Raw genomic sequence first — 15,710 nt, 5'->3', positions numbered from 1 at the left:
GCGCATATGGGACATTCCCGCGCCGTGCAGGGGTTTCGGTATGTGGAGTGAGGGAGGTGTTTAGCGGGGTGTTAAAGGGGCGTTGAAAAGATGAGGTTCGGCCGTCGAACGTTGGCGAATTAGGATACCTCAAGGAATTTCTTTAGACGCGGTCACGGTTGACTTCGATTTTTTTAATGGTTCTCGTTAGATATTATCAGGCAACGCCTCGGCGGTTCCTTGGGCAGACAATAGCTGCTTCCTGCGCCACAAGGTCTCGTGCCACTCCTGTGCCTCGCGATCCTTGAAAAACTCTGCGCCCGTGGCAAGGCGCTTCACCGCCTCTTCGACCTCCTCGAGAGAAACCCGGAAGAACTCTTTGCGCATGTTTGCGGCGTTTACACGTCTTTCTTCAAATTCCCGATGCAAAGCGGCCTCGAGAGCCGGAGCTTCTTCAGAATAAATCATGGCATGAGTGTCAAACAGAAACGGTACGCTTGCATCTCCAAGCTCACGCACCCGGTCGTCTGGATCGAGCCTTCTGGTCAATCCGATTTTGACAACGTCTTCACCAAAGCTACCGACGTTCGAGATGATGTAGACATACCCAGACTTCGTCATTTCCGCCATGGATTTTGCCCGTTCTGTCTTCTCGTGGGCCTCAGCCAATGCGCGCTCTAGTTCTACGATTCTTTCCTCATCAACGCCTACTTCCTGCCGTGCCTTATCAAGCATCTCTTGGTACTTTTTCTCTTCGGCGGCTGCGGCGGCGGCTTCAGCTTGGAGCTTTTTCTCCTCTCGGTCCAGCCGCGCACTTTCTGCCCGCTCGTCCCTCTCGCGCTTCTGCTGTTCGCGGTACTCGTGGGTCAGATGCAGCTCATCAAGCTTCAAAGCAACATACTCCCCGCGAATGGTCAGGTTCATAGAGGCATTGGCCGCGTTGATTTGCTTCTCCGCGTTCAAGATACGCTTCTCCATGGCGTTTACGTTGTTCCAGCGAGCGTTCGCTATTGCGGCGTCGCATTCACTGTTGAACGCGCGCAGGGTCAATCGAGTCTGACGATTGATCATCGCGGCTCCCTTGGACTTGCTACCGTCCACGGTCCAATCAGTCGGACAGGCCGTCGCCATTTTGGCTGATACCATGGCCTTCTGCTTTTCACGGACTTCGTTGATTGCGGTCCTGAAAACCTCAGAATCTCCGAAGTCGAAATGGGGCTCATAGACGCCAAGTTCCGCGAAAGCTATCCGTTCGTCGTATAAGGCGACCTCTTGCCGTAGCCGATCAAAAGTCGACTTCTTATCCTTGTATGAGGTGCGCAACTCATCAATGTCTTTGCGCAGTTGCGATGCACTGGCCTCTAAGCGTTCAATTTCTTTTTCTCGCGAGGTTATCCAGCTGTATTTTTCGTCAGACGCCTTCACATTTGCGTCGGCCTGTTCCCGAACGCGCTGGGTCGACGCCTCAAGGTCAATCATCTGCTTACGTGTCGACCGGAGCTTCGATCTGAAAATAAGGAAGAGGATGAAAAAAAGCGGTGCTGATAAAAACCAAACCAGCACGCCAATTGTGTAATAATCCATTCGGGTATCACCTGCTGCTATCACCGGTAGCCTAAGAAGAGCAGTTCGTTGACGCAATAGTGGGATTTGGGCGGGGGCTTCACTTTAGCGCAAGATCAATGGCGACAATTGTCTTTTGACCGTGACCTCTGAATCCCGAACAAACCGTGACGAAATCAAAGGGCCAGGCTAGAGCTAATGTCCAAAGTGACGCTCGACTCGGTCATTTCCAAAATCGCGTTGCTGTAAACTTCACTGTAATTCACTGCAAACTTCGCTGTCACGCTGTAGGGTTACACATTAGTTTACAGTGATGCCGGAAGAACCGAACTGACGCCGGACTTTGCCGGATAGGCCAATGAAATAAGGGCTTTGGCGGGATAATCGGGCGGACAACTCGGCGGTACGCGAAGTTTGCAGTGAAAGGGCAAAATAGGGCCGATAGGGCAAAAAAGGCGCTGACGAGGGGCGCGGGCGAGGGAAGCGCCAGAAAGCGGCCAAACCCCATTAAAACAGGGTTTAAACGGCCCTTTCAGGGGTGTTCAGAAGGCCATATCAAGGCACTTGAGGGGTCCGGAACTGGGACCAAGTCCGCCCAGTTCTTATTCCGCGTCCCACTTACATGTTTAATCTATTAATATCAATAATATAGCCATTCTCGGCCTAGGCTGAAGAGCAAAGGGAAGTGGGACGCGTTTTTTGGCGTGGTATCAGGGCCAGCCAAGCTCGCCGCGCTCGCATAACCCAACCCACTTGTCGGTAAAGTCGCTCAAAACATGCGAAGGAACCGAGCCGTTCTGATAAGCCACGGGAACACTAAACGCGTCCCAAATGATAGCCTCATGAACGCTGCGCTGCCCTTTGTTATAAGCGTAGCTTGGGCCGACGTACTCCTCCAACGCCTGCTCAACGGTCATCTTTCCGAACTGCCGAGCAGAAATGGAAAGGCTCGCCCTTAGGTCGACCTCTTTACAAAATCGATCCTGTCTTTCTTTAAAGAGCCTTCGTTGCTCGTTCATCTGGTGCTCTTGGCGTTGGGTCTTCAGCCGCTTCTGGATGTCACTGTAACTTTCTTGTTGGCTCGCGGCGCTCTGGGCTAGAGCTGGCGTGGCGACACTAAAAAAAGGGCCGCAGCCAAAGCAGGCCAATGTAAAAGTAGCGATGAGCGCGGCAGGCATAGTGGGAGCTTTCATCGTAAACCTCCTATTCAGGATCTTCGTGCGAGGCCGGTGCCTAAAGGGATTGGCCTACCAGGCATGCGCCGACCAGACAATCTCGCCGAGGATGCGCAGGCGGTTCATGTCCGGGCCGGTTCGTGTTTCGGTCGGGTGGGCGGCATTGTCAGATGTCAGGATGATCAGCTGGTCGGGTACCAATTCGACGCGCTTGACGCGGGCGCTGCCGTCGACGTCGACGAAGGCGTAGACGTGGCGATTTCGAACTGTGGTGCGGCGCTCGTCGATCATGACGAGGTCGCCGTCGTGCAGAGTGGGCGACATGCTGTCACCGGCAACGGTAAGAAGGCAAGCTTGTGCCGGGGAGATGCCCCGCTCGCGCAGCCAGTCCTGGCGAAACGCAAGTGCGCCCTGAAGGCTGACTTCTCCGTTTAAAGCCCCGGCCCCTGCCGCAAGCCGCGCATCGACGCGCGGGATCGCCGCGAAATCTTCGTGGTCGATCTGGGTGGTGTAGACCGTTCCGGTCTCCCGCTTTGGCCCAATGTAGAAGTCAAGGTCGAGCGCCTCGGCGATCTCCTTAGCCCGCTCCAGATTGGGCCTTGTTCGCTTCTCGTCGTTTCTGACAACAGCCCGGAGGTAGCCTTGAGGCCAGCCGCACTTGGCCTCAAAGCTATTCACATTTTCTCCCAGCTCCTCGAGCCGTGCAAGCACTAGAGATCCAAAGTCCATAACGCTCCCTTAATCCATTTTGGGCAAATGCCCTAATAAAAAAATGCTTGCAATTTGGCATTTCCCTAAATTATAGTTGGGCAAATGCCAAATAAGGGCGCGAGCATGAATTCCGAACAAATCCAGGCACTGGCCAGTAGCTATTCGAGCCACACTGGCCTCAAGGTTTCGACGCTAGGCGTTTACGCAGTGAACGACGGCAAGTTCTTCTTGCGGCTAATCGGGGGCTACGACTGCCGCACAAAGACCGCCCAAAAAGTCGCGGAATGGTTCTCTGACAACTGGCCCACCGACCTTGAATGGCCCCGCGACATCCCTCGACCTTCCGCCAATCAGGAGGACGCCGCATGAGCATCCGCCGCCGCCTTGCCCTGATGATCTGCCCGGAGCTTGGGCGTCCTGCGCGCCCCACGCGCGAGGAGCTTGGCTGTGAGGCCTTCGAGTTTTACGACGTCGGGGCCGTGCGCCGGATTGCGCGCGAGTTCAAGGCGTCACGGCTCCCGCAGGGTGCCGAGGTGACACCAGTCTTCCGCTCCGTCCGGGTCAAAGAGCGTCAGTCAGACGAACCCACGCAAATGGGATCACTCCTGCACCAAGACACAGGCTCATTCGCGCTCTCCAATCAGAATGTGCCAACACCCATTCTGGGTCAGGCGCACCGTTCGGGTGAATGCCCAGCCGCTGGGTCAGATGCCAAAGCCTGTTGGCTGTGTAACCCAGAGCCGCCCGGTCCCGCTCGGAGTATGAGCGGAGCCAATCTCGGCTTCCGATATATGACGGGTGGTCAGGAATGAGCCGCTTGACGATGTCCTCCCATTCAACGTCGTCGGGTGCCGGGTGCGGTAAGCGCGTAGTGCCGACGCTTCTCCAGATTAATTCAAGGTCTGAGGCGAAGCGCGCGACCGGCATGAGTATCAGCGGCTGTCCGTCGAATATGTCCTGCGTCATCCATTCGTTTTCCAAGGGTTCCCTCCGTCGGTTTGTTGGTAGCGACGATGGTAGGGCGCGCGCGGGCGGGGTGTCGAGCCTCGTCCGCGCAACCGGGGGTGCCGCATGAGCCCGCGCCCCGCACCCGAACGTCGCCTGCCTCCGGGTAGCGGCCTCGCCATAGCCTTCCTCTTTGCCCTCATCTTCTGGGCCGTGGTCGCCGCAGGCCTGTCCGTCGCTGTTCTGGGCCGAGGTGCCGCCCCTGAAACACCCCCTTCAACACAGGATTCAATGTGATGCGGTTATCCGATCTCATTCCCGACGCCGGGCAGTTGCAGGACGAGATCGCGGCCATTCCGCAGGCGCTGCGCGTCGCGCTGGCCCTGCAGTTGGTGCGCGACATCGACGAACCGCGCTGCGCGTTGCCGCTGATGCGCCTGAGCCGCTTGGCTGCGGATCATCACCTGTCGATCCGCAAGGCGGATTTCATCCGGGAGCGTTCGCGATGATCCGCCGCCTTGCCCATAAGTTTCGTCTCCGCGCGCGTGCTGGCCTGTGCGCTGCGCGGCTCCTGCGCCCCGGCTGTGCCCAGTCTGCTTGCTCCGGCCGGGGCGTTTTTTCTGTCATCGGCGATGTGGTGGGGGCTGTGGCGCTGTTCGTCCTGCTCTTCGCCGTCGCGAGTTTCGGGAGGTGAGCGAAATGGACCTGCATGTTCAAAGATGGGGCGACGGCTACGCCGTTTTCCGTGGCAAGGAGCGCGTGTCCGGCGCGTTCAGCAATCGTGATATCGCGCTGCGCGCCCAAGACCGAATGCAGGACGAGGCTCTCAAGGCCAAGCACGCTCGCAACCGCCCCTGCCTGACCTGCGGCACCGAGTTCTGGTCAACGGGACCCGGGCACCGCATGTGCGGCAACTGCCGCACCAATTGCGCCGGGCTCGACGCCCAGATGGTGGGCTGATGCATCACGCGCCGCTCACCTCGCCCCGCCTGCAACGGGTGCTTGCCGTCCTCAAGGATGGCCGCCCGCACACCACGCGCGAGATCGTGCGGCGGGCGCATGTGGTGGCGGTGAACAGCTGCATTTCCGAATTGCGCGCCAACGGGGCGGAGATCCTCTGCACCCGCGAGCGCAAAGCCGACCGGCTGATCTGCCGCTACACAATGACGAAGGCCCCAGAATGATTGAGCACCTTTCCACAATCACCGAACTGCCGATTGAAGCGATCAAGGTCGAAGACCGGTTGCGGAATGTGTCGCGCAAGCATGTCGAGAGCCTGAAGGCGTCGATCCGCCAGAGCGGTTTTCGTGGCAAAATATGGGTGCGGCGTAAGAAGGACGGCGATTATCTAGTCGAGGGACTGCACCGTTTGACCGCGATGCAAGAACTTGGCGAGACGGTGGTCCCCGTTGATCTCTTTCGCTGCAACGACGCCGAAGCCAGAATGATGGAGATCGACGGCAACCTTGCCAGTCAGCCCCTTATCCCGGTCGATCTGGCGTTGTTTTTGGCTGAACGCAAGTCGGCCTATGAACGGCTGCACCCGGAGGCTAAAGCGGCGACCGGGGCGGGCCTTGCATCCAAGCGATGGGATACGGCGGAAATGATTTCCGTCGCATCCTTTGCCGAAAGCGTTGCGGAAAATCTCGGCCTCAGCGAGCGCCACGTTCGCAACTTCGTGCGCGCAGGCAGTCTCCTACGGCGCAAAGAGATAGAGCGCCTTCGTGCCGCTCCAAAGCGGGTCGAGGTGATGGACCTGATTGATATCGGCAAAATGGGCGAGGCCGAGGAACGAGGTTTCGTTGTAGAAGAACTATCAGCCGGGCGGGCAAAAACGGTCAAAGCCGCACGCGAGGCGTACCGCGCCGCGCGCGGTGAGGCACCGGCCCCGGCCAGCCCAAAAGACGCCACCCTCGCGCGCCTCATGGACGCATGGGACCGTGCGGGCAAGCGGGAGCGCATGGCGTTTCTCGAGGAGCGCGGCGCAGAGGTTGCGGCGCTGTTCGGCGAGATTGACCAAGGGGACGCGGCATGACTGGACCCGCCCCTGCGCAAGAGTGGTGGTCTGCCGCCGAGCTGGCCGAGGCCGGATTGCCCGACCTGCCCGGCACAAAGCGCAAGGTCAACGATCTGGCGGTGCGCGAGGGCTGGGCACGGCACCCCGGAAAGGTCCGGCGGCGTAAGGGGGTCGGCGGCGGCGTCGAGTATCACTGGAGCATCTTGCCTCTGCGCGCCCGGATGCGGCTCAGCGCCGGTCTGGTCGCGGCTCCGGCGGATAAGCCCGGGACTGGCGAGGCATGGGAGCGCTATGCGGCGGCGGGCGACAAGGCGCGCGCCGAGGCCGAGGCGCGGCTTGGGGCTATTGCCGAGGTCGAATTGCTGGAAGGGGCCGGGCTGACCCGCTCGGCGGCCGTGCGCGAGGTCGCGCGCAAGCTGGAGCGGTCTGACAAATCCCTCTGGAATTACCTCGGGCAGGTCGAGGGCGTCGCCCGGGCCGACCGGCTGGCTTACCTGATCGACGGGCGCGCGCTGCGGCGCTCCCCCGCCCGGCGGGATGACATAGACCCTGCGTTTCTGTCACTTGTGCGCAGCGACTGGCTGCGCCTGTCGCAACCCTCTCTCACCAGTTGCTATGACCGTGCCGTGCGCGTCTGGACCTCAGAGCGGCGCAACAGCGCCGTGCCGCCTCTCCATCAGGTGCGCCGTTGGCTCAAGGCCAGCGTCTCGGTACCCACGGAGATTTTCATGCGCAAGGGCGAGGAAGCGCTGCGCCGCCTTTATCCTGCGCAGGTTCGCAGCAAGGCGTTCATGGCCCCGCTCGAATGCGTCCAGGGCGACTATCACAAGTTCGACGTCTTTGTGTCGTGGCCGGGCTACGACAAGCCCGTGCGACCGCAGATGATGGTCTGGTCGGACGTCTATTCCGGCAAGCTCTTGGCTTGGCGCCTGTCGCCGACGGCGAACAGCCACACGGTGCAGCTGGTCACCGGCGACCTGATCCGGACCTATGGCATCCCACAGTCGGTTCTGATCGACAACGGCCGGGAGTTCGCGGCCAAGGCGATGACAGGCGGCACGCCGACCCGGTTCCGCTTCAAGATCACCGACGAGGATATTCCCGGCCTCCTTCCGCTCTTGGGCGTCGAAATACATTGGGCCACACCCTATTCGGGGCAATCCAAGCCCATCGAGCGCGCGTTTCGCGACCTCTGCGACCGGGTGGCCAAGCATCCCGCCTTTGACGGGGCCTATACCGGCAACAAACCGGACGCCAAGCCCGAGGATTACGGCACCCGCGCCATCCCGCTCGAGGAGTTCCGCCTCGTCTTAGAGGACGAACTCGCGCATCACAACGCCCGCCCCGGGCGGCGCAGCGAAGTGGCCATGGGACGGTCGTTTAATGAGGTGTTCAACGAGGGCTATGCGCGCGCCACGATCAAGCGCGCGACGGACGAACAACTGCGTCTCTGGCTCCTGCGCGCCGAGGGTGTGCGGGCCAAGACCAGCAACGGCGCTCTGAAGCTCTACGACACGGAATACTGGTCAGAGTGGATGTACCGGATCGCAGGCGAGAAGGTGGTTGCGCGGTTCGACGCGGATGATTTGACAGCCGGTCTCGAGGTTTATGATCTGGCGGGCCGGTACCTCGGCCATGCCAAATGTCTCAAGGACGCCAAGTTCCGCGACGTTGAGGCCGCACGCGATCACAACCGAAAGCGCAAGACATGGATGCGTGCGCAGCGCGATGAGGCCAAGGCCGCGCGCGAGTTGACGGCGGCCGAGGTGGCCGCCCGGGTGCGCGCAGCCTCGGGGCTGGCGGCAGACGACCCCCTGCCCGAGGCGCAAGTTCATCAGCTTGTGACGCCGCACAAGGCCGCCCCCAAACGGCGGCGCGCGCAGAGCGCCGAGGAGAAAGAGCGCGAAGCAGCGCTTGAGGCCCGCGTGACGCGCCTCGCCGAGCATCGCGCCCGCCCCGTTGAGGTCGATGAAGACGATCCCAAGGCCCTTTTTCTGCGTGCCCGCGCCCTCGAGACCGCGCAGGCGGAGGGCGAGACGCTGACGCAGGCGCAGGCCGATTGGCTGGCCGACTACCAACAGAGTTCCGACTACCGCACCCAGCTGCGCATGGAGCGCCGCTTCGGTGCCCAAGAGTAACAAGAAAAGGAGAGCAGCATGACACCTTCCATTGCGCCCCTGCGAAACGTCGCAGCGCTGATCGGCCTCGTCGAGCGCGTCCAGTCCCGCGCCTTTGGCCTACCCGGCATGGCCACGTTCTATGGACCCTCCGGCTGGGGCAAGACCACCGCCGTGACGGTCGCGGCCAACGAGTATCAGGCATATTTCGTTGAAGTGAAAGACTACTGGACGCCGACAGACCTTGTGCAAAAAATAATGCATGAGATTGGCCTGCCACCAATGCGACGGGTCACGCACATGGCCGATGCGATCTCCGCGCATTTGGCACGAACCGACCGTCCGCTCATTATCGACGATGCGCAGAACCTCCTGCGAAAGCGAATGATTGAGCTGGTGCGCGATATCTACAAAGGCTCGCAAGGTACGCTGATCCTCGTCGGCGAGGAAAAATTGCCACAAGACCTGACCCGCTGGGAGAACATCCACAGTTTGCAGCTCGCATGGGAACCTGCCCTCGCCTGCAACCTTACGGACGCACAGAAACTCGTCCCGATCTACGCTTCAGGTGTCGACGTGGCCTCTGATCTGCTCGAGGCCATTGTGGAAGCGTCGGGCGGCTCGATGCGGCGGGTAGCCACCAACCTCGCCCGTGCCAAGGAGTTGGCCAAGGGCCGAGGGCAGCGCTCTGTCGACCTCCAGCTTTGGGCTAATCGAGCCTTCGACACAGGGCAGCCCCCAGCCGTCCGGCGGGTTGATGATTTTCGCCCGGCGGCGGCGCGCAGTCCTGAGACTGTTGTGCCACTTGGGCCAGCAGGAAAGGCGGCGCGGGCATGAGCGATCTTTTTGCGCAGATGTGGGCCGAGGTTAAAAACCTCGAGGAGTTCGACTGGGCCGAAGTCTCTCGACTTGGCTGCAGCCGCGAGACTGCCGTTCGCTATATCCGACACTGGGCGGATGCAGGACAAATCCGCGTGTCGCGGATCGGGCGCAACGGCAAGCGCTGGTATAGCCCCTGCCACCTACCCCTGCCCGGCCCCCAGCCTGTCTCTGGCGAGGCAACACCCGAGGGCAATATGTGGCGCGCCATGCGCCTTCTGCGCCACTTCAACCCGACAGACGTTGCCGCGCATGCCAATGCTGGAGGCGTCGAAGTGACTGTCGAAAAGGCCCGCGCATATTGCCGCCAACTCTTGGCCTCAAACCACTTGAAAGTGAGGCAGACTGCCATTCCCGGCCGCCGTGAAGCGCTTTACCAGATTGTCGAGGATACCGGCCCGCGCGCGCCCAAGCCGGTGCGCCTGGCGGGCATTCTCGATCCCAACACCGGCGATTTCAGCCCGGCGAAAGGCGGTGCGGCATGAGTGCGCTCGACACCGCCCGCACCTTCTGGGGCGAGGACCTGCCCGATTGGGTGGCCGCCTTGGCGCGGGCCTGCGACGAGACCAGCCAGAACAAGGTCGCGGTCAAGATGGAGCGCAGCGCGACCCTCGTGTCGAACATTCTGCGCAACCGCTATCCCGCCGATACCGGCATCGTCGAGGACCTCGTGCGCGGGCATTTCATGCGCGAAGTGGTCGACTGCCCCGCCTTGGGCGAGATCGGCAAACAGGTCTGCCGGCGCTGGCGCGGCAAGGCGGCGCAGTTCGAGAATGTGAACTCGCTCAGCGTCTCCATGTACCGCGCCTGCAATCGCTGCCCCATCCACAAGGGGGCCGACGATGACGCGGCATGACGACAGCCTTGATGTACCGGTGACGGAGCTTGCGGCGCAGGCGGTACCGGCCTCAGAGATCGCGCGCCGCCTCGGGGTCACGACGCAGCGCGTCCACTCCGTGCTGCACTACCTGCGCCGCCACGGGGTCACTTTTCCACCGGTTCGGCCGGGCAAACCCTGCGGGCCTCAAGGTGCACAGCTGACAAGGCTCAACGCCGAGACCCGCGCCGCGCTCGAGCCGCATGCCATCGCGCGCGGGATGGAAACCAAGGCGCTCGCCGTCCGCATCCTCGACGTCGTGATCCGCGACAATCTGATCGACGCCATTCTCGACGACAAGGAGACAGGACAATGAACGCCCCCGAAATCTGCCGCTGGAGTCCCGACGAGATGCTGCGCCTTGCAGCCTCGGGAGTAGCTAAGGTGGACCTGCTTGGCCCGCGCGGCAGCACGCTTTGCTCAATGGACGAGATCGCCGCCATGGCCGCCGTCTGCGCGCTCCATGGTGTGGGTCCAAGCCTGCTTTCAACACCCCCTTCAACAGGAGAGTAAAATGTCTGCATTCACCCCCCATCCGGTGCCGTCAGGCATCATAGAGGAGAACGGCCGCCGCAAGATGGTCGACGCCAAGGGCCGCGAAGTGCCGCTTGATCTCGTGCGCCCGCAAGACCAGTTGCAAGACGAACAGGTGCGCAAGATCGCCGGATATGCGCTGGCCCTCAGCGACCAGCTCCGCCGCTTCAAGGAACACACCTTCGACGACATTTCGGATTTCGAGGCAATCCTCGCGCAGGAGTATGGGACCACCGTCGGCGGGGCCAAGGGCAACAAGACGCTGACCACCTATGACGGGCTCTTTCAGGTGCAGGTCCAAGTGCAGGACCGGGTGGACTTCGGCCCCGAGTTGCAGATCGCCAAGGGCCTCATCGACGAATGCCTCAATGAATGGTCCGCTGACAGTCGCCCGGAAATTCAGGCCATCGTGACGCGCGCCTTCAACACCGACAAAGAAGGCCAGATCAACCGCGCCGAAATCTTCATGCTCCTGCGGCTCGACATCGCCGACGCGCGGTGGAACCGGGCGATGGACGCCATCCGCGACGCCATGCGGGTAGTGGGCAAGGCTACGTATGTGCGCGTCAAGCACCGCCCCAACACAGAGGCCCCGTGGCAGACGGTGGTTCTCGATCTTGCGAAGGTGTGAGGGGATGAGCGCCGTTCTAATCATTATGGCCGGGGTCGTCTTCCGTCTGCTGGCGCTGATGGTCGCCGCATTGTGCGGCCAGCAGCTTGACAAGGGCGAGTTAGATAAGGCGACGGCGACCTCCATTGCCGCACCATTTTTCAGCCTGCTGGGCACGGCCCTTGTCGTCTTAGCGCTTCAATAGGAGTTCAGAGAGATGGAAGAGATCGTCAACAAGCTGCTCGCCGCAGCGGAACATACCGCCAGCGCCACCTTCGATTTGATCGAGGCTGCGCGGGAGGGCGGACCGTTCCCCCATGGTAACATTGTGACGGGCGACACGCTCTCGATCTTGGCCGACGCCATGCGGCTCCTGATCGAGGCCATGCCCGGCGAGGATGAGGACCGCACCCAGCTTCACGGCGCGGTCACCCGCTATCTGGAGAGCGCGCTATGAGCCGTCCGAGCTATGAGCCTTTTGCCGACACATGCGCCAACGCGGGGAGGGATGACTATTGGACCTGCCCGGGCTGCTATCACGATTTGGGCAATATCGGGTCCGGCCGTCATACCTGCCCCGAGTGCGAGCGCGCCATTGAATGCGAGATCGACCATCAACCCGTCTGCGTGACGTCGCTTGTTGACGCAGAAGAGGAGGAGTGACCCATGACGACCAATGATCAGAATTACCGCGTCACGGCAGAAGAGTTGCGCCAGTTTATCGAGCGGTGGGAGCACCTTGAAGCGGAGAAGAAGGATCTTTCGGAGCAGCAAAAAGAGCTGATGGCCGAGGCCAAAGGGCGCGGCTACGACACCGCCGTGATGCGCAAGATCATCGCCCTGCGCAAGCGCGACATCAACGACGTCGCCGAGGAACAGGCGGTTCTTGAGATGTACGCGCAAGCGCTCGGGATGACGCTGGCATGAACCGCGCCCTGCAAGAAAGGTTGCCATGATGGTCGCCTACTCCTTCCAGAAGCGCTTTGCACCGCAGATCCTCGCGGGCACCAAGCGCCAGACCATCCGACTGCCGCGCAAACGGCATGCGCGCCCGGGTGAGAAACTCCAGCTGTTCACGGGCATGCGGACGCGCCATTGCATGAAAATCATCCCTGACCCGTTCTGCACGGTGGTGCTGCCAATCTCGATCCGTCTGAGCGCGCGCAGTATTGTCGAGGTCGAGATTGGCACTTGGTCATCCGGACGTTGGACGCAGGTCGCGGATCTGGACAAGTTTGCGCGTCAGGACGGGTTCTCGGACATTGCGGACATGTCGGGGTTCTGGGCACGCGCCCATGGTGACGTCGAGTATTTCAACGGGGCGCTGATCTGTTGGTACCCGGACGAGAGTGCGGAGGCCACCGCATGAACCACGCACTTCACAAGCTCATCTTCGCGGCCTGCCGCCAGTTGGGCCTCGACGAGGACGCGCGCCGCGACTTGCAGGTCAGCGTCACCGGCAAGGCGTCTTTGCGCGACATGAACGACGGCGAGTTGCGGCTGATCGTCAACCGGCTGAAGCAAGCCGGGTTCGAGGACAAGCCCCACAACCCGCGCCACAAGTCCGCACCGCGCGCCGATCTGCGCATGATCCATGTGCTTTGGCGCAAGCTCGGCCAGTCGGGCGCGCTGCGCGATCCTTCTCGCGCCGGGCTCAACAAGTTCATCCGCGCGCGGTTCGGCGCTGTCTGGGGATCGGTCCCTGCCGATGTCGACATGCTGCGCGAGTGGGAACAGATCGACGCTGTCATTCAGGCCCTCAAAACGTGGGGCCATCGGCAGAACATCGACTTCGACTGGGAGGATCACCGCCGGTGAAAAAGCCCCGCCACCCCGCCTCTGACCATGCCGTGATCCGCTATCTCGAGCGGGTCAAGGGCGTGGATATCGACGCGGTGCGCCGCGAGATCGGGCGCGTGGTGGATCAAGGTCTCGAGGCCGGAGCCTGCGGCGTGATCAGCGGCGGGTTCGTCTACAGGATCGAGGGCGGTTGCGTTGTGACCGTGACCCGGCAGCACACGCCGCCTCCGGGGCGGCGACGCAGGAAGCCTCCCCATGGAGCGTGAGCCGTCTTGGATCGACGAGATACGCGCCGATCTGGGCGAGGCCCCGGTCGAGCGTTTCCTGTCTCGCGCAGGCGGCATGCGGCTTTATGTGCCCGGCACTCGCCTTGCCGACAGCCTCCTCGTGACGCTGGCGGGCCGGGATATTGCCAGATGGATTTCCGCCCGCTACGCTGGCGAATATCTGGACGTGCCCTCGGGGCGCGCTCAGGCCCGGGAGGGCCTCAAACAAGCCCTGCGCGAGGCCCCGGATACGCCGGTCAATGAACTGGCCAACCGTTTCGGCGTGACCGCCCGCCGCGTTTTGCAGGTCAAGGCAGAGCTGGCAGAGGAGGAAGAACCACCCCTCCTCCAGGTCATGCGAAAGGCTTCATCTGAATAAGCCATGCCGCCCCCTTTATCCTGACGGGAAAGGGGGGCACCCATGCAAACAGTCCGAACCATTGCCGAAGAGATTGTCGCCCGCGAAGGCGGCTTTGTGAATGACCCCGCTGATCCCGGCGGGGCCACCAATTTTGGCATCACGATCCACACCATGCGCAGCTTGGGCCTTGATCTCGACCGGGATGGCGACGTGGACGTGGCCGACGTGCGCCTCATGACCCGCGCCCGCGCCGTCGAGATCTTCATCGAGCACTATTTCGTGCGGCCCCGCATCGCGGAACTGCCCGAGGCGCTGCAGGCGAGCGTCTTTGACATGCAGGTCAACGCAGGCTCCAATGCCGTGAAAATCCTGCAGCGCCTCGTCACCGAAATGGGTTTCCCGGCGACTGTCGACGGCGTGATTGGCCCGGCCACCTTGCGCGCGGTTGAGGCCGCCCATGACGCGGCCCCCGCCCATATCGCCGACGCCTACGCGATTGCCCGGCGCAACTACTATTTCCGCCTCGCCGATGCGCGGCCTGCAAGCCGCAAGTTCGCACGCGCCCGCTCAGGCGGCAAAGGCGGCTGGATCAGGCGCGCCGAGGAATTCATGTCAGCGCGCTACCGCATGACGGACGCAGATTTCAAAGAGAGGGTGGCATCATGGGGCTGATCCGATTTCTGGGCGCGCTCTTTGGCGGCGGGCGCAATGTCATTGCCGAGACGGCAGAGGTCTTTCGGCCCAATGCCGAAAAGGCGGATATGCGCGAGGCCGCGTTTCAGCAGGCGGCGCTGAGCCAGATGGCGGCTGAGTTCACCGGCGCGCAGGGCCTTTGGGGCCAGTTCGTGGACGGTCTCAACCGCTTGCCGCGCCCGGCCATGGCCTTTGGCTGCATTTTCCTCTTCTGGTCGGCCATGTCCGACCCGATCTGGTTTGCGGAGCGGATGACCGGCCTCGCCCTCGTGCCCGAACCGCTCTGGGCGCTGATGGGGGCCATTGTTGCCTTCTACTTCGGCGCGCGCGAGCTGCATAAGTTCCGGGGAACCGCGATGCAAAAAGAGGCCGCGCGGATCATCGCACAGGCCCCACAAGTGGCGCACAGCGTCGCCCAATTGCGGGCGCTGCGCGCCGACAGCCCGGGGGCGGCCGATACAGGGCCGGATGCCGAGATCACCTTGGCCGCCGTGGACGTGACAGACAATCCAGCGCTCGACGACTGGAAGCGCACGGCATGATGGATTGGGACCTCTTCTGGAAAGGGCTCGGCGTCATCTTCCCGATGCTGGTCGCCTTCTACACCTTCGTGGCCACCCGCCGCAAAGACCTCGATAAAAAGCTCGAGGCGGGTCACGAGCGCATGGACCGACACGAGGCGCGCATCTCGCGGCTCGAACAGGCGGTGCAGAACATGCCGGGCAAGGATGACATGCACGCGCTCCAGCTCGAGCTGGTCCGACAAACCGGATCGATGGAGAAGATGGCCGCCGTCATGGAGGGCAACGCCATGATCACCGCGCGGCTGGAGGCCATCGTATCCCGCCACGAACAACACCTGCTCGATGGAGGCAAGAAGTGAGCGATTATCAGGCAACCTTGCGCAAACACCGCCGCCTCGCGATCCTGCGCCATCTCGAGCAGGTTTCGGGCTATACGGCCAATGCCTCGATCCTGCGCGACGTGCTCAATGGCGTGGGCGTGGGCTCCACCTTCGACCAGGTGACCACCGAACTGGCATGGCTGCAGGAAGTGGGCATGGTCACCGTCGCCGACCATGGCGACTTTGTCATTGCCGAGGCCACCCGGCGCGGCATCGAGGTCGCGCGCGGCGAGGCCGTTCATCCGGATATCCAGCGTCCAAGCGCGCGGAGGCTCTGAC

Annotated in this window: 29 protein-coding genes; 26 read left to right on the top strand and 3 right to left on the bottom strand. The window is 62.0% G+C overall.

Translation table 11 applies throughout. The features are described from left to right. Window positions 1-186 precede the first annotated feature (186 nt). From ROSMUCSMR3_RS17450 to ROSMUCSMR3_RS17440, 3 genes are all read right to left on the bottom strand, one after another. A complete protein-coding gene (locus ROSMUCSMR3_RS17450; RefSeq protein ID WP_081508164.1) occupies window positions 187-1,563 on the bottom strand; it encodes a DUF4041 domain-containing protein in 1,377 nt (458 codons plus the stop codon). Window positions 1,564-2,252: 689 nt separating this feature from the next. Then, a complete protein-coding gene (locus ROSMUCSMR3_RS17445; RefSeq protein ID WP_081508163.1) occupies window positions 2,253-2,735 on the bottom strand; it encodes a hypothetical protein in 483 nt (160 codons plus the stop codon). A 54-nt stretch (window positions 2,736-2,789) separates the two neighbouring features. Next, a complete protein-coding gene (locus ROSMUCSMR3_RS17440; RefSeq protein WP_081508162.1) occupies window positions 2,790-3,446 on the bottom strand; it encodes a S24 family peptidase in 657 nt (218 codons plus the stop codon). Between the two features lie 105 nt (window positions 3,447-3,551). Here ROSMUCSMR3_RS17440 and ROSMUCSMR3_RS17435 point away from each other — a divergent pair, with 105 nt between their 5' ends. The 26 genes from ROSMUCSMR3_RS17435 (at window position 3,552) to ROSMUCSMR3_RS17310 (ending at window position 15,709) form a co-directional block, all read left to right on the top strand. After that, window positions 3,552-3,797: a hypothetical protein gene (locus ROSMUCSMR3_RS17435; RefSeq protein WP_081508161.1), complete on the top strand. Its 246-nt coding sequence runs from the start codon at window positions 3,552-3,554 to the stop codon at window positions 3,795-3,797. Then, entirely contained in the window at window positions 3,794-4,240 is a 447-nt protein-coding gene (locus ROSMUCSMR3_RS17430; RefSeq protein WP_081508160.1) for a hypothetical protein, read from the top strand. The genes ROSMUCSMR3_RS17435 and ROSMUCSMR3_RS17430 overlap by 4 nt, the downstream gene beginning before the upstream one ends. 259 nt (window positions 4,241-4,499) lie before the next feature. Next, entirely contained in the window at window positions 4,500-4,670 is a 171-nt protein-coding gene (locus tag ROSMUCSMR3_RS21325) for a hypothetical protein (RefSeq protein ID WP_157667352.1), read from the top strand. Continuing rightward, a complete protein-coding gene (locus ROSMUCSMR3_RS17425) occupies window positions 4,670-4,882 on the top strand; it encodes a hypothetical protein (protein ID WP_081508159.1) in 213 nt (70 codons plus the stop codon). The genes ROSMUCSMR3_RS21325 and ROSMUCSMR3_RS17425 overlap by 1 nt, the downstream gene beginning before the upstream one ends. Before the next feature lie 190 nt (window positions 4,883-5,072). Beyond that, entirely contained in the window at window positions 5,073-5,333 is a 261-nt protein-coding gene (locus ROSMUCSMR3_RS17415; RefSeq protein WP_081508157.1) for a hypothetical protein, read from the top strand. After that, window positions 5,333-5,557 (top strand): helix-turn-helix domain-containing protein, encoded by a 225-nt coding sequence (locus ROSMUCSMR3_RS17410; protein WP_037268626.1) that lies wholly within the window; start codon window positions 5,333-5,335, stop codon window positions 5,555-5,557. Before ROSMUCSMR3_RS17415 ends, ROSMUCSMR3_RS17410 begins: the two co-directional genes overlap by 1 nt. Continuing rightward, window positions 5,554-6,408, top strand: coding sequence for a ParB/RepB/Spo0J family partition protein (locus ROSMUCSMR3_RS17405; protein ID WP_081508156.1), 855 nt, complete (start codon window positions 5,554-5,556; stop codon window positions 6,406-6,408). Before ROSMUCSMR3_RS17410 ends, ROSMUCSMR3_RS17405 begins: the two co-directional genes overlap by 4 nt. Further along, a complete protein-coding gene (locus ROSMUCSMR3_RS17400) occupies window positions 6,405-8,528 on the top strand; it encodes a transposase domain-containing protein (protein WP_081508155.1) in 2,124 nt (707 codons plus the stop codon). Before ROSMUCSMR3_RS17405 ends, ROSMUCSMR3_RS17400 begins: the two co-directional genes overlap by 4 nt. Before the next feature lie 18 nt (window positions 8,529-8,546). Then, on the top strand, window positions 8,547-9,344 hold the full coding sequence (locus ROSMUCSMR3_RS17395) for an AAA family ATPase (RefSeq protein WP_081508154.1): 798 nt from the start codon (window positions 8,547-8,549) through the stop codon (window positions 9,342-9,344). After that, entirely contained in the window at window positions 9,341-9,871 is a 531-nt protein-coding gene (locus ROSMUCSMR3_RS17390) for a MerR family transcriptional regulator (RefSeq protein ID WP_081508153.1), read from the top strand. Before ROSMUCSMR3_RS17395 ends, ROSMUCSMR3_RS17390 begins: the two co-directional genes overlap by 4 nt. Beyond that, the gene (locus ROSMUCSMR3_RS17385; RefSeq protein ID WP_081508152.1) at window positions 9,868-10,242 is read left to right on the top strand and encodes a hypothetical protein; all 375 of its coding nucleotides are present in this window, start codon (window positions 9,868-9,870) and stop codon (window positions 10,240-10,242) included. Before ROSMUCSMR3_RS17390 ends, ROSMUCSMR3_RS17385 begins: the two co-directional genes overlap by 4 nt. Then, entirely contained in the window at window positions 10,229-10,579 is a 351-nt protein-coding gene (locus ROSMUCSMR3_RS17380) for a hypothetical protein (RefSeq protein WP_081508151.1), read from the top strand. The genes ROSMUCSMR3_RS17385 and ROSMUCSMR3_RS17380 overlap by 14 nt, the downstream gene beginning before the upstream one ends. Next, entirely contained in the window at window positions 10,576-10,776 is a 201-nt protein-coding gene (locus ROSMUCSMR3_RS17375) for a hypothetical protein (RefSeq protein WP_081508150.1), read from the top strand. Before ROSMUCSMR3_RS17380 ends, ROSMUCSMR3_RS17375 begins: the two co-directional genes overlap by 4 nt. Window position 10,777: 1 nt before the next feature. After that, window positions 10,778-11,428 (top strand): DUF3164 family protein, encoded by a 651-nt coding sequence (locus ROSMUCSMR3_RS17370; protein WP_081508149.1) that lies wholly within the window; start codon window positions 10,778-10,780, stop codon window positions 11,426-11,428. A 4-nt stretch (window positions 11,429-11,432) separates the two neighbouring features. Continuing rightward, the gene (locus ROSMUCSMR3_RS17365; protein WP_081508148.1) at window positions 11,433-11,612 is read left to right on the top strand and encodes a hypothetical protein; all 180 of its coding nucleotides are present in this window, start codon (window positions 11,433-11,435) and stop codon (window positions 11,610-11,612) included. A gap of 12 nt (window positions 11,613-11,624) precedes the next feature. Continuing rightward, window positions 11,625-11,864, top strand: a complete 240-nt coding sequence (locus tag ROSMUCSMR3_RS17360) for a hypothetical protein (RefSeq protein WP_081508147.1) — start codon at window positions 11,625-11,627, stop codon at window positions 11,862-11,864. Then, the gene (locus tag ROSMUCSMR3_RS17355; RefSeq protein WP_081508146.1) at window positions 11,861-12,070 is read left to right on the top strand and encodes a hypothetical protein; all 210 of its coding nucleotides are present in this window, start codon (window positions 11,861-11,863) and stop codon (window positions 12,068-12,070) included. The genes ROSMUCSMR3_RS17360 and ROSMUCSMR3_RS17355 overlap by 4 nt, the downstream gene beginning before the upstream one ends. A 3-nt stretch (window positions 12,071-12,073) precedes the next feature. Further along, on the top strand, window positions 12,074-12,334 hold the full coding sequence (locus ROSMUCSMR3_RS17350; RefSeq protein ID WP_081508145.1) for a DUF2312 domain-containing protein: 261 nt from the start codon (window positions 12,074-12,076) through the stop codon (window positions 12,332-12,334). Between the two features lie 25 nt (window positions 12,335-12,359). Beyond that, complete coding sequence (locus tag ROSMUCSMR3_RS17345) at window positions 12,360-12,776, top strand: hypothetical protein (protein WP_081508144.1); 417 nt, start codon at window positions 12,360-12,362, stop codon at window positions 12,774-12,776. Next, window positions 12,773-13,225: a gp16 family protein gene (locus ROSMUCSMR3_RS17340; protein WP_081508143.1), complete on the top strand. Its 453-nt coding sequence runs from the start codon at window positions 12,773-12,775 to the stop codon at window positions 13,223-13,225. Before ROSMUCSMR3_RS17345 ends, ROSMUCSMR3_RS17340 begins: the two co-directional genes overlap by 4 nt. Next, complete coding sequence (locus ROSMUCSMR3_RS17335; protein ID WP_081508142.1) at window positions 13,222-13,473, top strand: hypothetical protein; 252 nt, start codon at window positions 13,222-13,224, stop codon at window positions 13,471-13,473. The genes ROSMUCSMR3_RS17340 and ROSMUCSMR3_RS17335 overlap by 4 nt, the downstream gene beginning before the upstream one ends. Next, window positions 13,463-13,852, top strand: a complete 390-nt coding sequence (locus ROSMUCSMR3_RS17330) for a hypothetical protein (protein ID WP_081508141.1) — start codon at window positions 13,463-13,465, stop codon at window positions 13,850-13,852. Before ROSMUCSMR3_RS17335 ends, ROSMUCSMR3_RS17330 begins: the two co-directional genes overlap by 11 nt. 42 nt (window positions 13,853-13,894) lie before the next feature. Next, a complete protein-coding gene (locus ROSMUCSMR3_RS17325; protein WP_081508140.1) occupies window positions 13,895-14,506 on the top strand; it encodes a holin-associated N-acetylmuramidase in 612 nt (203 codons plus the stop codon). After that, window positions 14,497-15,069 (top strand): holin family protein, encoded by a 573-nt coding sequence (locus ROSMUCSMR3_RS17320; protein WP_081508139.1) that lies wholly within the window; start codon window positions 14,497-14,499, stop codon window positions 15,067-15,069. The genes ROSMUCSMR3_RS17325 and ROSMUCSMR3_RS17320 overlap by 10 nt, the downstream gene beginning before the upstream one ends. Further along, on the top strand, window positions 15,066-15,410 hold the full coding sequence (locus ROSMUCSMR3_RS17315) for a DUF2730 family protein (RefSeq protein ID WP_081508138.1): 345 nt from the start codon (window positions 15,066-15,068) through the stop codon (window positions 15,408-15,410). Before ROSMUCSMR3_RS17320 ends, ROSMUCSMR3_RS17315 begins: the two co-directional genes overlap by 4 nt. Beyond that, entirely contained in the window at window positions 15,407-15,709 is a 303-nt protein-coding gene (locus ROSMUCSMR3_RS17310; RefSeq protein WP_009819464.1) for a hypothetical protein, read from the top strand. Before ROSMUCSMR3_RS17315 ends, ROSMUCSMR3_RS17310 begins: the two co-directional genes overlap by 4 nt. Window position 15,710: the final 1 nt, after the last annotated feature.

It is taken from the genome of Roseovarius mucosus (genome assembly GCF_002080415.1).
Lineage (GTDB): Bacteria > Pseudomonadota > Alphaproteobacteria > Rhodobacterales > Rhodobacteraceae > Roseovarius > Roseovarius mucosus_A.
The sequence above is the reverse complement of the archived record's forward strand: the minus strand, read 5'-3'. Positions and strand labels throughout refer to the sequence as shown.

What these genes read in the sequence shown, in the direction of transcription:
- ROSMUCSMR3_RS17350 (WP_081508145.1), top strand. Translation starts at nt 12,074, where the DNA reads ATGACGACCAATGATCAGAATTACCGCGTCACGGCAGAAGAGTTGCGC.
- ROSMUCSMR3_RS17380 (WP_081508151.1), top strand. Translation starts at nt 10,229, where the DNA reads ATGACGCGGCATGACGACAGCCTTGATGTACCGGTGACGGAGCTTGCG.
- ROSMUCSMR3_RS17385 (WP_081508152.1), top strand. Translation starts at nt 9,868, where the DNA reads ATGAGTGCGCTCGACACCGCCCGCACCTTCTGGGGCGAGGACCTGCCC.
- ROSMUCSMR3_RS17405 (WP_081508156.1), top strand. Translation starts at nt 5,554, where the DNA reads ATGATTGAGCACCTTTCCACAATCACCGAACTGCCGATTGAAGCGATC.
- ROSMUCSMR3_RS17340 (WP_081508143.1), top strand. Translation starts at nt 12,773, where the DNA reads ATGAACCACGCACTTCACAAGCTCATCTTCGCGGCCTGCCGCCAGTTG.
- ROSMUCSMR3_RS17365 (WP_081508148.1), top strand. Translation starts at nt 11,433, where the DNA reads ATGAGCGCCGTTCTAATCATTATGGCCGGGGTCGTCTTCCGTCTGCTG.
- ROSMUCSMR3_RS17325 (WP_081508140.1), top strand. Translation starts at nt 13,895, where the DNA reads ATGCAAACAGTCCGAACCATTGCCGAAGAGATTGTCGCCCGCGAAGGC.
- ROSMUCSMR3_RS17425 (WP_081508159.1), top strand. Translation starts at nt 4,670, where the DNA reads ATGCGGTTATCCGATCTCATTCCCGACGCCGGGCAGTTGCAGGACGAG.
- ROSMUCSMR3_RS21325 (WP_157667352.1), top strand. Translation starts at nt 4,500, where the DNA reads ATGAGCCCGCGCCCCGCACCCGAACGTCGCCTGCCTCCGGGTAGCGGC.
- ROSMUCSMR3_RS17395 (WP_081508154.1), top strand. Translation starts at nt 8,547, where the DNA reads ATGACACCTTCCATTGCGCCCCTGCGAAACGTCGCAGCGCTGATCGGC.
- ROSMUCSMR3_RS17435 (WP_081508161.1), top strand. Translation starts at nt 3,552, where the DNA reads ATGAATTCCGAACAAATCCAGGCACTGGCCAGTAGCTATTCGAGCCAC.
- ROSMUCSMR3_RS17410 (WP_037268626.1), top strand. Translation starts at nt 5,333, where the DNA reads ATGCATCACGCGCCGCTCACCTCGCCCCGCCTGCAACGGGTGCTTGCC.
- ROSMUCSMR3_RS17345 (WP_081508144.1), top strand. Translation starts at nt 12,360, where the DNA reads ATGATGGTCGCCTACTCCTTCCAGAAGCGCTTTGCACCGCAGATCCTC.
- ROSMUCSMR3_RS17320 (WP_081508139.1), top strand. Translation starts at nt 14,497, where the DNA reads ATGGGGCTGATCCGATTTCTGGGCGCGCTCTTTGGCGGCGGGCGCAAT.
- ROSMUCSMR3_RS17445 (WP_081508163.1), bottom strand. Translation starts at nt 2,735, where the DNA reads ATGAAAGCTCCCACTATGCCTGCCGCGCTCATCGCTACTTTTACATTG.
- ROSMUCSMR3_RS17390 (WP_081508153.1), top strand. Translation starts at nt 9,341, where the DNA reads ATGAGCGATCTTTTTGCGCAGATGTGGGCCGAGGTTAAAAACCTCGAG.
- ROSMUCSMR3_RS17370 (WP_081508149.1), top strand. Translation starts at nt 10,778, where the DNA reads ATGTCTGCATTCACCCCCCATCCGGTGCCGTCAGGCATCATAGAGGAG.
- ROSMUCSMR3_RS17360 (WP_081508147.1), top strand. Translation starts at nt 11,625, where the DNA reads ATGGAAGAGATCGTCAACAAGCTGCTCGCCGCAGCGGAACATACCGCC.
- ROSMUCSMR3_RS17450 (WP_081508164.1), bottom strand. Translation starts at nt 1,563, where the DNA reads ATGGATTATTACACAATTGGCGTGCTGGTTTGGTTTTTATCAGCACCG.
- ROSMUCSMR3_RS17355 (WP_081508146.1), top strand. Translation starts at nt 11,861, where the DNA reads ATGAGCCGTCCGAGCTATGAGCCTTTTGCCGACACATGCGCCAACGCG.
- ROSMUCSMR3_RS17440 (WP_081508162.1), bottom strand. Translation starts at nt 3,446, where the DNA reads ATGGACTTTGGATCTCTAGTGCTTGCACGGCTCGAGGAGCTGGGAGAA.
- ROSMUCSMR3_RS17415 (WP_081508157.1), top strand. Translation starts at nt 5,073, where the DNA reads ATGGACCTGCATGTTCAAAGATGGGGCGACGGCTACGCCGTTTTCCGT.
- ROSMUCSMR3_RS17375 (WP_081508150.1), top strand. Translation starts at nt 10,576, where the DNA reads ATGAACGCCCCCGAAATCTGCCGCTGGAGTCCCGACGAGATGCTGCGC.
- ROSMUCSMR3_RS17315 (WP_081508138.1), top strand. Translation starts at nt 15,066, where the DNA reads ATGATGGATTGGGACCTCTTCTGGAAAGGGCTCGGCGTCATCTTCCCG.
- ROSMUCSMR3_RS17430 (WP_081508160.1), top strand. Translation starts at nt 3,794, where the DNA reads ATGAGCATCCGCCGCCGCCTTGCCCTGATGATCTGCCCGGAGCTTGGG.
- ROSMUCSMR3_RS17400 (WP_081508155.1), top strand. Translation starts at nt 6,405, where the DNA reads ATGACTGGACCCGCCCCTGCGCAAGAGTGGTGGTCTGCCGCCGAGCTG.
- ROSMUCSMR3_RS17330 (WP_081508141.1), top strand. Translation starts at nt 13,463, where the DNA reads ATGGAGCGTGAGCCGTCTTGGATCGACGAGATACGCGCCGATCTGGGC.